The 12,013-nt window shown below is 61.4% G+C and carries 15 protein-coding genes and 2 riboswitches; of the genes, 8 read left to right on the top strand and 7 right to left on the bottom strand.

Annotation, left to right across the window (positions count from 1 at the left end; translation table 11 throughout):
• Positions 1 to 23: 23 nt before the first annotated feature.
• Positions 24 to 602 carry a YqgE/AlgH family protein gene (locus tag ACP148_RS11630; protein WP_421952548.1) on the bottom strand — a complete coding sequence of 193 codons (579 nt, stop codon included), beginning with the start codon at positions 600 to 602 and terminating at the stop codon, positions 24 to 26.
• Between the two features lie 133 nt (positions 603 to 735).
• Between ACP148_RS11630 and ACP148_RS11625 the strand changes: the two genes are divergently transcribed.
• The 8 genes from ACP148_RS11625 to ACP148_RS11590 all read left to right on the top strand — a co-directional run bounded on the left by ACP148_RS11625 (position 736) and on the right by ACP148_RS11590 (position 8,738).
• The gene (locus ACP148_RS11625; protein ID WP_421952547.1) at positions 736 to 1,533 is read left to right on the top strand and encodes a protein-disulfide reductase DsbD domain-containing protein; all 798 of its coding nucleotides are present in this window, start codon (positions 736 to 738) and stop codon (positions 1,531 to 1,533) included.
• A gap of 162 nt (positions 1,534 to 1,695) precedes the next feature.
• Positions 1,696 to 2,187 (top strand): peroxiredoxin, encoded by a 492-nt coding sequence (locus ACP148_RS11620; protein ID WP_421952546.1) that lies wholly within the window; start codon positions 1,696 to 1,698, stop codon positions 2,185 to 2,187.
• A 22-nt stretch (positions 2,188 to 2,209) separates the two neighbouring features.
• Entirely contained in the window at positions 2,210 to 2,770 is a 561-nt protein-coding gene (locus tag ACP148_RS11615) for a hypothetical protein (protein WP_421952545.1), read from the top strand.
• 34 nt (positions 2,771 to 2,804) lie between these two features.
• Positions 2,805 to 2,900, top strand: a riboswitch (glycine riboswitch).
• 70 nt (positions 2,901 to 2,970) lie between these two features.
• A riboswitch (glycine riboswitch) is annotated at positions 2,971 to 3,083 on the top strand.
• Between the two features lie 66 nt (positions 3,084 to 3,149).
• Positions 3,150 to 4,295: a glycine cleavage system aminomethyltransferase GcvT gene (gene gcvT, locus ACP148_RS11610; protein ID WP_421952544.1), complete on the top strand. Its 1,146-nt coding sequence runs from the start codon at positions 3,150 to 3,152 to the stop codon at positions 4,293 to 4,295.
• A gap of 17 nt (positions 4,296 to 4,312) precedes the next feature.
• Positions 4,313 to 4,678 carry a glycine cleavage system protein GcvH gene (gene gcvH / locus ACP148_RS11605; RefSeq protein WP_425033509.1) on the top strand — a complete coding sequence of 122 codons (366 nt, stop codon included), beginning with the start codon at positions 4,313 to 4,315 and terminating at the stop codon, positions 4,676 to 4,678.
• Positions 4,679 to 4,704: 26 nt separating this feature from the next.
• On the top strand, positions 4,705 to 6,045 hold the full coding sequence (gcvPA, locus tag ACP148_RS11600; RefSeq protein WP_421952542.1) for an aminomethyl-transferring glycine dehydrogenase subunit GcvPA: 1,341 nt from the start codon (positions 4,705 to 4,707) through the stop codon (positions 6,043 to 6,045).
• The gene (gcvPB, locus tag ACP148_RS11595; protein WP_421952541.1) at positions 6,042 to 7,592 is read left to right on the top strand and encodes an aminomethyl-transferring glycine dehydrogenase subunit GcvPB; all 1,551 of its coding nucleotides are present in this window, start codon (positions 6,042 to 6,044) and stop codon (positions 7,590 to 7,592) included. The genes gcvPA and gcvPB overlap by 4 nt, the downstream gene beginning before the upstream one ends.
• 96 nt (positions 7,593 to 7,688) lie before the next feature.
• A complete protein-coding gene (locus ACP148_RS11590) occupies positions 7,689 to 8,738 on the top strand; it encodes a DUF2332 domain-containing protein (RefSeq protein WP_421952540.1) in 1,050 nt (349 codons plus the stop codon).
• Positions 8,739 to 8,789: 51 nt separating this feature from the next.
• On the opposite strand, the gene ACP148_RS11585 is transcribed toward ACP148_RS11590, so the two are convergent.
• From ACP148_RS11585 to ACP148_RS11560, 6 genes are all read right to left on the bottom strand, one after another.
• The gene (locus ACP148_RS11585) at positions 8,790 to 9,140 is read right to left on the bottom strand and encodes a RidA family protein (protein ID WP_421952539.1); all 351 of its coding nucleotides are present in this window, start codon (positions 9,138 to 9,140) and stop codon (positions 8,790 to 8,792) included.
• A gap of 68 nt (positions 9,141 to 9,208) precedes the next feature.
• Positions 9,209 to 9,691, bottom strand: coding sequence for an ATP F0F1 synthase subunit B (locus ACP148_RS11580; RefSeq protein WP_421952538.1), 483 nt, complete (start codon positions 9,689 to 9,691; stop codon positions 9,209 to 9,211).
• Between the two features lie 6 nt (positions 9,692 to 9,697).
• A complete protein-coding gene (locus ACP148_RS11575) occupies positions 9,698 to 10,327 on the bottom strand; it encodes a F0F1 ATP synthase subunit B (RefSeq protein WP_421952537.1) in 630 nt (209 codons plus the stop codon).
• Positions 10,328 to 10,429: 102 nt separating this feature from the next.
• Positions 10,430 to 10,657 carry a F0F1 ATP synthase subunit C gene (locus ACP148_RS11570; RefSeq protein WP_014129708.1) on the bottom strand — a complete coding sequence of 76 codons (228 nt, stop codon included), beginning with the start codon at positions 10,655 to 10,657 and terminating at the stop codon, positions 10,430 to 10,432.
• 47 nt (positions 10,658 to 10,704) lie between these two features.
• Positions 10,705 to 11,478, bottom strand: a complete 774-nt coding sequence (locus ACP148_RS11565) for a F0F1 ATP synthase subunit A (protein WP_421952536.1) — start codon at positions 11,476 to 11,478, stop codon at positions 10,705 to 10,707.
• A gap of 25 nt (positions 11,479 to 11,503) precedes the next feature.
• Entirely contained in the window at positions 11,504 to 11,959 is a 456-nt protein-coding gene (locus tag ACP148_RS11560; protein ID WP_421952535.1) for an AtpZ/AtpI family protein, read from the bottom strand.
• Positions 11,960 to 12,013 lie beyond the last annotated feature (54 nt).

Raw genomic sequence — 12,013 nt, 5'->3', positions numbered from 1 at the left:
ATTCAATCAAATCCTGACCGGCTCTAGGCGTTGCCGGCAACGGGGCTGAGGGTCGCGCGGGTGACGCCCAGCGCTGCCAGCGCCGCTTCGTATTTCTTGCTCGCCGGCAGGGAAAACAACAATTCCTTGGAAGAAGCTGCGGTGAGCCAGCCATTGGTCCGCAATTCGTTCTCGAGCTGACCCGCGCTCCATTCGCAATAGCCCAGCGCCAAAAGGCTGGCGTTTGGACCCTTGCCCGACATCATGGCGCGCAGCACGTCGAGCGTTGCCGTCAGGCACACGTCCCCGTCCACGGCAAAGGAATTTCCGTCGCGGAAATAGTCCGAGGTGTGCAGGACGAAGCCCCGGCTAGAATCGACCGGGCCGCCCTTGAACACGCTTTGATGCAAAAGCCTTTCGGGGATACGGATGGCGTCGTTATCGTCCTCGAGATCGATCTCGGCGAGAACGTCCGAGAGATGCATATCGTCCATTGGCTGGTTGACGACCAGCCCCATCGCGCCGTCCTCGCCATGCGCGACGAGATAGATTACCGCCTCTGCAAAACGCTCGTCGCCGATATCGGGCGTTGCGACGAGGAACTGTCCCTTGAGCGTGTCCATACCAACTCACTTTCTGTCCACCGCCCATTTATAAACGTAAAGCTTTCCTGCCGGGTTTCAAATCCCCAACGATCACGAAGCGATGATCGAACATCCCTTTCCCATGCCCCATTGCTCCACTAATGGTTTTTCCATGAAAAGCGTGATTGCCATATTTGCTGCCTTGTCCGCCGCCGGGCCGTGTCTGGCCTCGGAAACCGAATGGGTGGAGGTTGCTCCGGACGTTTCGGTGCGGCTCGTTTCATCTGACATTCTGGGCGATGACGGCATGGTCTGGATGGGCCTTGAAATCGAGATGCCCGCCGATACCAAGACCTATTGGCGTGTGCCCGGTGAAACAGGATTGCCCCTGGTCATCGAAACCGCAGGGTCACGCGACATTGGCGAGGTCGAAATTGCATGGCCCTATCCCGATCGCGAGATTGCTGAAGGCTATCTCGACCACGCGTTCTACGGCCACGTCCTGTTTCCGCTCGCTGTTGCGATTGACGGTGATGCTCCCGTCCTTGTGGCCGATATCACAATGGGCATCTGTTCCGATATCTGCGTGCCGGCCAATGTCAGCCTTGAGATAGCGCCCGCGCTTGATGCGCCGGATGGCCCCAACGATTTTCGCATCAGGCAGGCGCTGGCCGCCGTCCCGTTGCCTCATGATGGCGAGGGCATATTGGGAGAAGCTCGGTTTGACATGACAGCCGAAGCGCTCATCGTCGAACTCCTCGATCCCGGCTTCGACTACACCTCCGTGATCGCTCATATTTCCAGCTCGCCCCTCGTTTTCGGTGAGCCGGAGATCGTAGCGCCGGGCCGATTGTCCTTTGCTCTTCTTGGGCGCGCCGGGCCGGAAGCGCTGCGTGGTGGCTCGGCCCTGTTCACCTTCAACAGCAAAGACGGACCATTTGAGATTGTCCGTCCGCTCACCGGGTATTGACGATAGGCCCTTCATAGCGGGCAAAGCGCCCTTGCCAGCCTCGACGCGGGTCGAGAATTCTCCTATGACAGAAACGAATCGAGTGCACGCGGGCGCCGTCGGCCAACCTTAGTCTGGCCGTATTCGTCTTGTGTCTGTCTTATGAATAGCTTGAGGACTTCCATGACGATCCAGCCCGGCCAGCCCATTGTTTCGGTGCCCGTGAAAAAGGTGACCGAAAACGGCGTTGAAGATGCGACCAGCGCCGATATCCTGAGCACGGGAACCGTGGTGTTTTTCACCGTGCCGGGGGCCTTTACGCCGACCTGCCATCTCAACCATCTGCCCGGCTATCTGGCGGCCGCCGATCAGCTGAGGGAGGCCGGTGTGGACAAGATCGTTTGCGGCACGGTCAACGATCATCACGTGGTTAAGGCATGGGCGGAAGCGACAGGAGCACTTGGCACGATCGAATTTATCGCCGATGGTCTGGGCAAGCTCGCCAACGCGCTCGGACTTGAACGCGACCTGACCGGCGGCGGCCTCGGCATGCGCTTCAATCGCGCCTCGCTGTTGATCCGCAACGGCGAGATCGAAATCGTAAATGTCGAGGGCGCGCCCGGTGAGGTTACAAGCTCGGGCGCCCCGGCAATGCTCGAAGCGCTCAAAGGCTGACGGATTGGGAAGGACGGGGACAATGATGGGTTCGGTGTTGCGCATAGCGGCGAGTGCGGCATGTGCCGCGCTTCTGGCCGGCTGTTCCATGGGCTCGATGTTCGGCGGCAGCGACGATGCGAGCTATGCCAATATCAACGCCAGCCAGACCCAGGTCGCCCAGGCGGCCAGCGGTGCCCTGCCGGCCATTGCCACCGAATGCCCACCGATCCGCATCCGCGAGGGCGCCGAATTTTACCGCACCTATGCCGGCAATCGCACGTCCGATCCCACGGCGCTGCGCTATCAGGGTGTGATCGATCGCGTCTCGCGAAACTGCGTCGTGTCAAATGGCGTAATAACTGTTCAGATGGGCGCGGTCGGCCGTGTCATCGTCGGCCCGTCGGGCGGCGAGAGCAATATCACCATGCCCCTGCGCTTTGCCGTGCAGCGCGACGGGCTGGCGGTTTTCTCCCAGCGTTATGACGTTGCCGTCGCGGCCAGCCCCTCGAGTGCAAACGAATTCAGCCAGACGGTGGAAAATGTCGCCATCCCCTATGTGGGCGGCGAGCAGATCACCATTTTCGTGGGCTTTGATAACTAGCATATTGACGGGGCCGGGACTTTCTCCCATGGTCCGGCCATCAGCGGGAGAGACCCTGGCCACGAGCGCCAGGGCGCCGAAGGAGCAACCGCCCCGGAAACTCTCAGGCACAAGGGACCGCTGAGCTCAACCCATTGCCCCATGGCACGGTGATTGGGCGAAAGAGGTTGGGCGCAACCTGCGCGAGCAGGCTGGGTTCCGGCCAGAACTCTGGAAAGTGGAAGCGCAGGCTTCCCACCGACGGGTGTAGCCGGGTCTTGTGGCAAGCAAGCCGCCCGGGAAATCTCTCAGGTTGACCGACAGAGGGGGCACTACGTTACGATGCATTTTCAATGCGTCGTTGTGTGGTGCCGTCCATCGTGTAACCGGAGAGACCGATATGGCCGCAGAGGCCCAGACCGACCTAATCAAAACGGCGCTTTATGACCGGCACGTCGCTGCCGGCGGCAGGATGGTCGAGTTCGGCGGCTATGCACTGCCGGTCCAGTATGCCGGGATCGTCGCCGAGCACAATCATACCCGGCAAGCCGCCAGCCTGTTTGACGTTTCCCACATGGGTCAGGTCGTCATAACCGGTCCCGACCACAATTCAACGATCGCCGCGCTCGAAACGCTGACGCCCGCCGATCTCGCATCCCTAGAACCCGGCCAGATGCGCTATACGGTGCTGCTCAACGACAAGGGCGGGATCGAGGACGATCTCATCATCACCCGCCCCGCCGAGGGCCAGGAACCCGATGGCGTGATGTATATGGTCGTCAACGCCGCCCGCAAGCACCACGATCTCGATTTTATACGTACCAAAGCGCCCGCTGACGTAACGTTTGATCTGCGCGACGATATTGCGCTCATCGCGCTGCAAGGCCCGCGCGCCGCCGAAGTGCTCGCCAAACATTCCAAAGTCACTGAAAAGCTCGGTTTCATGCACGCTGGCCCGGCGGTGATTGACGGCATAGCCGTCAATGTCTCGCGGTCTGGCTACACCGGCGAAGACGGGTTTGAACTCTCGGTCGCCAATGAGGATGCGTCAACGCTGTTCGATCTGCTGGTTGCCGACCCGCTGGTTGAACCAGCCGGGCTTGGCGCGCGCGACAGTCTGCGGCTCGAGGCCGGGCTCTGTCTTTATGGCCACGACATGACCGACACGGTCGATCCGGTTTCCGCCAGCCTCCTATTTGCCATCGGAAAGCGCCGCCGCACCGAAGGTGGTTTCACCGGCGCCGATGCCGTGCTTGAGCGCATAGCGACGGGCGCGAACGACAAGCGCGTCGGCATGCGTTTTGAGGGGCGGCAGCCCGTCCGCGAAGGTGCCGAACTCGTCGACGCCAACGGTAAGGTAATCGGCCGTATCACTTCGGGCACCTATGCGCCCACGGCCCAGGCGTCGATCGCCATGGGCTACGTGCCCGCCGAAATCGCCAGGGAAGGCGAGCCCGTTACCGCCATGGTACGCGGCAAGTCCATCGCCGGCACCATTGCAAAAATGCCTTTCGTTCCACAGCGCTATTACCGCAAACCGGCCTGATCCAGAGGGACCTCACAATGACCACCCGCTACACCACCGACCATGAATATGTCCGCACCGAAGGCAAGATCGGCACCGTGGGCATTTCCAGCTTCGCCCAGGAACAGCTCGGCGACATCGTTTTTGTCGAACTGCCCAGCGTCGGCGCGAGCTTCAAGAAGGGCGAGGAAGTCGCTGTCGTCGAATCGGTCAAGGCCGCTTCTGAAATCTACGCGCCGGTATCGGGCACCGTAACGGAGATTAACGACGCTCTCTCCGACGAACCCGGTCTCATCAATACCGACCCCGCCGCCGGCGGCTGGATTTTCAAGCTCGAGCTCTCCGACGAAGCCGAGCTCGAAGGCCTCATGGATGAAACCGCCTACGCCGATCACACGGCCTGACACTTTTGATCTGAACCGGAGCCGCGATGCGCTATCTCCCCCATTCCGCCGCCGACCGCCAGCACATGCTGGCAACGATCGGTGCGTCTTCAATTGACGAGTTGTTCGCTGCCGTGCCGAAATCGGTGCTCGGTACGTTCAGCCCTGACCTGCCCGATCATCAGCCCGAATTTGCCGTCGAGGCGCATATGCGCCGGCTCGCGAAAGCCAATCACGCGGCCGGCGACGGTCCGTTCTTTGTGGGTGCCGGCGCCTATCGCCACCATGTCCCGGCCACGGTTGATCATCTGATCCAGCGCTCCGAATGGCTCACCGCATACACGCCCTACCAGCCGGAAATCTCCCAGGGCACGCTTCAGATGCTCTTTGAATTCCAGACCCAGGTCGCAAACCTGACCGGCATGGATGTGGCCAACGCCTCGATGTATGACGGCTCCACGGCAACGGCCGAGGCCGTGCTGATGGCGCGGCGTATCACAAAGAAGAACAAGGTCTTCCTTTCGGGCGGCCTGCATCCGCAATACCGCGACACCGTCGTGACCTATCTCTCGGGCGAGGAGGGACTGGAATGCCTCCCGCCTTCGCCCGAAGGGCAGGGGGATATCGTCGATCACATCGATGACGATACCGCCGCCATCGTCATCCAGACCCCCGATTTCTACGGCCACCTCCGCAACGTCTCGGCACTGGCCGAGGCGGCCCATGAAAAGGGCGCGCTGCTCATCGTCGTCGTCACCGAAATCATCTCGCTGGGCCTTCTCGAAGCCCCCGGTGCGCTTGGCGCCGATATCGTGGTTGCGGAAGGTCAGTCTCTGGGTAATCCGCTGACTTTCGGCGGACCCTATGTCGGGCTCTTGGCCTGCCGCGAAAAATTCGTGCGCCAGATGCCGGGTCGGCTCTGCGGCGAAACGGTCGATGCCGATGGAGAGCGCGGATTCGTCCTGACGCTGTCGACACGCGAACAACACATCCGCCGCGAAAAGGCGACGTCCAACATCTGCACCAATGCGGGGCTTTGCGCGCTCGCCTTCACCATACATCTCTCGCTTCTCGGCGAACGGGGGCTGACACGGCTCGCCAAGCTCAACCATTCGCGTGCCATAGCTCTGGCCGACGCGCTGGAAGCGGCCGGGATTGCGGTGCTCAACAAGACCTTCTTTAACGAGATGACCGTTCGCTTGCCGGTCGCCGCGGCCACTGTAGTGGAAACTCTCGCTGCAAAAGGCATTCTCGCCGGCCTGCCGGTTTCGCGGCTCGAACCGGGCAAGCCCGACGTCGAAAACCTTCTCGTGCTTGCCGCGACTGAGCTTACGACCGACGCCGATATCTCCGCGCTTGTCGAAACGCTGAAGGGAGAAATTGCATGAGCATGAACGCAAAAGGTCGCCCAACCGCTCCCGGTGCTGTAACTGCCTCGACCGGTTCCGGACCAGCCGCCTTGCTCCCCGCCGAACCGCTATTGTTCGAGATCGGCGACCGTGACCATTCCGGTGTCGACCTGCCCGACATCGAGGTGGGCGATGACCGCCTCGGCGGCCTGCGCCGCAAGAGCGAACTCGACCTGCCCGGCCTGACCGAACCCGAAGCCATGCGCCACTACGTGCGCCTGTCGCGGCGCAATTATTCAATCGATTCGGGTATGTATCCGCTCGGCTCATGCACCATGAAGCACAACCCCCGGCTCAACGAAAAAATGGCCCGGCTGCCCGGCTTCGCCGATATCCATCCGCTCCAGCCGGTTTCGTCGGTGCCGGGCGCACTCGGCGTCATGGAGCAGCTCAGCCATTGGCTCATGGAGTTGACCAATACTGCCGCCGTGGCCCTCTCGCCCAAGGCAGGCGCCCATGGCGAGTTGTGCGGTATGATGGCCATCAAGGCCGCCCATGAAGCAAAAGGGCAGGGGCACCGCAAGATCGTCCTCGTCCCCGAAAGCGCGCACGGCACCAATCCGGCAACCGCGGCGTTCCTCGGCTATTCGGTCAAGTCCATTGATGCCAACGATCATGGCACCGTCGATGTCGAGGCCGTCAAGGCAGCGCTCACCGATGATGTCGCGGCCATCATGCTCACCAACCCCAACACCTGCGGCCTGTTCGAATCCCAGATTATCGAGATTGCGGCCGCCGTCCATGAAGCCGGAGCCTATTTCTACTGCGACGGCGCCAATTTCAACGCCATTATGGGTGTGGTGCGGCCGGGCGATCTGGGCATCGATGCCATGCATATCAATCTGCACAAGACCTTTTCCACGCCCCATGGCGGCGGCGGGCCGGGCGCCGGCCCGGTGGTGCTGTCCGAAGCGCTGGCGCCCTTCGCGCCTGTCCCCTTCCTGCGCAAGGATGGCGAAGGGATCGGTCTTGTCGAACACGCTGAAGGCAACGCCTTCGGGCGCCTTACCGCTTTCCACGGCCAGATGGGCATGTATGTGCGGGCCCTGACCTATATGCTCAGCCACGGCGCTGATGGTCTGGCTCAGGCCGCGCGGGACGCCGTACTCAACGCAAACTATCTCAAGGCCCGCCTGCAGGATCTGTTCTCTTCGCCTTTCAACGGCCAGCCAGTCATGCACGAAGCGCTGTTCGATGATGAATTCCTCAAGGGCACCGGCGTTTCCACCCTCGATTTCGCCAAGGCGATGATCGATGAGGGCTTCCATCCCATGACCATGTATTTCCCGCTGGTCGTGCATGGCGCCATGCTGATCGAGCCGACCGAAAGTGAGTCGCTCCAGACCCTTGATGCCTTCGTTGCGACCATGCGCGAATTGGCGGAGGACGCGCGGTCCGGCAACGCTGAGCGTTTCACATCGGCCCCTATGCGCGCTCCCCTGCGCCGGCTGGACGAGACCCGCGCCGCCCGCCAGCCGCGCCTGAAATGGACCGCTCCGCTCGACAGTCTGCAGGCCGCCCAATAGCGCTCGCGCCTCTCCGCCACCGGCGGGGAGGCAAAAACACCTTTGACCGGCACGCCAAACCCCTTAGACTTCGACGGTACTAGTCGGAGGGCGTCAATGTCGAATATGAACCCCCACGTGCTTGAAACCTTCCGGTTTCAGGCCGAGGCCTGCCGAAGTCTGGGCTCCCCGTTCACCGCTACTTTGTGCGACCTGCTCGCCGAACGGCTGACCGATTCGTCGCGATTTGGCGCGCGGATCCTGAACTGGCCCGATTCGGCCCGGACCGATGCCATCGCCCTGCGCGCCACCGGCGCGCTCCACGCACTGGTCCGCTCGGGCAATGCCCGTGAACTGGCTTCACTCTATCCGCCGCTTGAGGCCAAGCCGGACCAGCTCTGGGATGCCGTCGAGACGGCAATCGAAAAGCACGACGATTTCCTGCACGATTTTCTCGACAGCCCGCCCCAGACCAATGAGGTCATGCGTTCGTCGGCCCTGCTCGGCATGGCACTGCGGCTTGCCGAAAGGCTGGAGATGCCCCTGGCGCTCTATGAGATCGGTGCCAGCGCCGGGCTCAACCTGGCCTTCGACACCTACCACTATGCCCTTGGCGAAGATCGTGAATGGGGCGAGAGCAACGCGCTCGTCAATATCGAGAGCGAATGGCGCGGCCATATTCCCTCGCTTGAAACCGAACTGGAGATCGCAAGCCGCCAGGGCTGCGACCGCAACCCGCTCGACCCGCATGCGCCCGAGAGCGTCGAGCGCCAGCTCGCCTATATCTGGGCCGATCAGCACAATCGCATCGGCCGCGTTTCGGCCGCCTTGTCGGCCGCCGCATCCCGCCCCTACGAGGTCGAGCGGGCCGACGCTGCCGACTGGGTTGCCTCAAAACTGGCTGAGACACCGCAGCCGGGTGTGGCGCGCGTATTTTTCCATACCATCGTTTGGCAATATCTGCCCAAGCCCGTCAAGGACCGCATTACCGAAGCCTTCGAATTGGCGGGTGCCAATGCCACTGCGGAAACACCGCTGGTCTGGATGTACATGGAGGCCGAGGAACACCCCGCCGGCGCCGTGCTCAAACAGACTGTTTGGCCCGGTGGGGAAAGGGAAACCGTCGGCCTGGCCGATTATCATGGCCGCTGGGTCGACTGGACATAAAAAAGCGGCCCCGGACCGCGCCGGGGCCGCTTCCTTGACGGCTGGGCCGCCTTAATCGAGCGCGGCGACGGCGATGATTTCCACCCGCAGATTGGGCGAGGCCAGCCGGGCTTCATAGCAGGCGCGGGCGGGGGGATTGGCGGGATCGATCCATTTGTCATAAACCGAGTTCATGGCCGAAAAATCGGCGATGTTGGTCAGCAGCACCTGCACCGACAACACCTGGGACTTGCTCGACCCCGCCTCGGCCAGCAGCGCGTCGATCTTTTCGAGCACCTGGGCGGTCTGGGTTTCGATAGTGGCGAACTCGTCCTTGGCGACCTGTCCAGCCAGGTAGAGCGTGTTGCCGTGCTTGACGGCCTGGCTCATGCGCGGGCCGGAATGAAGGCGTTCAATAGTCATTGGAATGTTCCTTGTCCTGATACAAAAACGGGCCCCGCAGGGCCCGGAAAAAGATGTGCCGACAAAGCTCAGTTGAGCCGGCTGGCCACGTCCTTGATTGATTGGTCGACAAGCGCGCCGCCGCTGTCCTTGACCTGATCGGCAAGGATGAGACGGGCGGCTTCGATTGCGACATCGGCGGAGCGCGCACGAACGTCGGCAAGGGCCTGAGCCTCGGCCTGGGCGATCTTGTCTTCCACAGCCTTGGTACGGCGCGCGACCATATCCTCAAGATCGGCCTCGGCCTCTGCGGTCAGGCGTTCGGCCTCTTCCTGCGCGGCGGCAACGATCTCTTCGGCTTCGCCTTCGGCGGCCTTGCGCTTGCGCTCATATTCGGCCAGCAGCGCCTGGGCTTCTTCACGCAGGCGCTTGGCCTCGTCCAGATCGGCTTCGATCTTGGCGATGCGGCTGTCGAGTGCCTTGGTGACGAAGGCGGGAACCTTGAAATAGATCACGATCCCGAAAAAGATCAGCAGAGCGATAAAGGCCCAGAATGTGGCATCGAGTTCCATGTCGGGTTATTCCTTGCTGGCCTTGGCAACCGCATCGCGGGCTGCCTTGACGGGCACCTTGCCGACGAGCTGGGCAACGACCGCCTGGGCCGTGTCCGCCGCAATTTCGTCGACATGGCCCATCGCTTGTGCCTTTGTGGCTGCAATCCGCTCTTCGGCCGATGCGACCTTCTTTGCGAGATTGGCTTCAACCTTGGACCGGGCCGCGTCGAGCTTGGTCTTGTTCTCGGCGCGGGCGGCTTCGGCGATTCCATGGGCGTTTGAGCGAGCCGCAGCAAGCGCTGCCTCATAGGAAGCGATGGCCTGGTCGGTCTTCTGGCGCAGGCGCTCGGCCTCGGCCAGATCGCCTTCGATGCGGTCTCGGCGTTCCTCGAGAATTTCGCCGATCCGGGGCAACGCGAGCTTTTTCATGACGAAATAGAGCGCGGCAAAAGTAATGGCCAGCCACAACAGCTGCGAGGGAAATGTCGTCGCGTCGAACGGAGGAAACACGCCCGAGACGTGTTCTTCGCCTTGCGCACCGATAACCTCATGGGTTTCGCCGTCCGGAGATGCTTCGAGCGAAACGATATGATCTTCGAGCGGCTCGATGGCCTCTTGAAGGGGAGTTTCCTGTGCCTGGACCTGGCTAATCATGCGCAATCCGCCAATTGAAAAGTCTGGTGTGCCGGCCAATGCCGGCACATGGCAAGGCAGCCGAAGCGCGCTCCGGCCGCCTTCAATGTTCTGTTGCGGAAATTAGACCGCGAACAGGAGCAGAAGGGCAACCAGAAACGAGAAGATGCCCAGAGCTTCGGTCACGGCAAAACCGAAGATCAGGTTGCCCGACTGGCTCGGAGCAGCCGACGGGTTGCGCAGCGCACCCGACAGGAAATTTCCGAAGATGTTGGCCACGCCAATGGCGGCGCCGGCCATACCGAAACATGCAATGCCTGCACCGATGTACTTTGCGGCTTCAGCTTCCATTTTGTGATCCTTTCAAAGCCTTGAAACTTAACGGAGTCTAGTGGAGATCAATGCGAAGGATGGATCGCATCGTTGAGATACATGGAGGTCAGCACGGCAAAGACATAAGCCTGAACCGCCGACACCATGAATTCGAGAGCTGTGAGCGCCACGCCCATGATGAGCGGCAGCACGGCACCTGCGATGCCCACGGCCCCCAGGGACGCAAGCGAAACGACAAAGCCGGTGAACACCTTGAGGGTGATGTGGCCGGCCAGCATGTTGCCGAACAGACGAACCGAGAGCGAAATCGGACGCGAGAGGAACGAGATGACCTCGATCGGCGTCACGATGGGAACGATGTAGCCCGGAACGCCCGAAGGCACGAAGAGTCTGAGGAATTTCGGACCGTTCTTGATGAACCCGTAGGCCACCACGACGGTCATCACCAGCATCGCCAGCGCGAAGGTCACGATGATCTGGCTGGTGAAGGTGTAGAAATAGGGAACCATGCCGAACATGTTCCCGATGAAGATGAACGTGAACAGCGAGAACACGAAGGGGAAGAACTTCATCCCTTCCGAACCCGCGCCACTTCGCACCATATTGGCCACGAACTCATATGCCATCTCGCTGGTCAGCTGCCATCGGTTTGGCACCAGCCCGCGTCCGCGTGTAGACAGGATGAGATATGCGCAGATGGTGATGGTGGTCAGCACCATGAACAGCGAGGAATTCGTAAACGACAGCGTGATGCCGCTTCCCTCGGTGCCGTCACCGCCGATGGTCCCGAAGGTGAAGATGTCATAGATGACAAACTGGTGAATCGGATCGCTCGCCAAGGTCTTAAAGCCCCTATTTCGCCCTTCAGTCCACATTGTCCGCATCGTTGGATGCGGTCTTATCTGCATTCAGCTCTGCCACTACACGAGTGACATTCACAATTCCAGCGGCAAAGCCCACCATGAACATGATGAGCAGCGCCCAAGGGCTGGTCCCTGCGAACATGTCGATCAGGTACCCGATACCCGATCCCACAAGGATAGCCGCAACAAACTCGGCGCCAATGCGCAGACCGCGCGCCAGCGTCGACATGTCGCCCTGCCGGGACGCCTGCTGGCTGCCATTGGCCGCCGCACGCGCTTGCTGAGCCTTCCTGATCCGCGCCGCCAGTTCGGATGTCTCCGATTGACGCGGGGAAGCCCCGTTTTGAGCCGGTTTGTCGTCGGGATTGGTCACTTCAAAACCACCGCTCCAGCCCAGCCGGACACCCGGCAAGAGGGTGCCTTCAAAGTCGCGCGCACCATAGTTGCGGCTCCCCAAGGTGTCAAGCTGCGGACGTTGTCAAAAAAACGCAGAAAATCAACTGCTTAGACG

Origin of the sequence: Pelagibacterium sp. (genome assembly GCF_965249125.1) — a bacterium.
In the GTDB taxonomy this organism is placed as follows: domain Bacteria; phylum Pseudomonadota; class Alphaproteobacteria; order Rhizobiales; family Devosiaceae; genus Pelagibacterium.
Note: the sequence above shows the minus strand (reverse complement) of the source record. Positions and strands in the feature narration are given on the sequence as shown.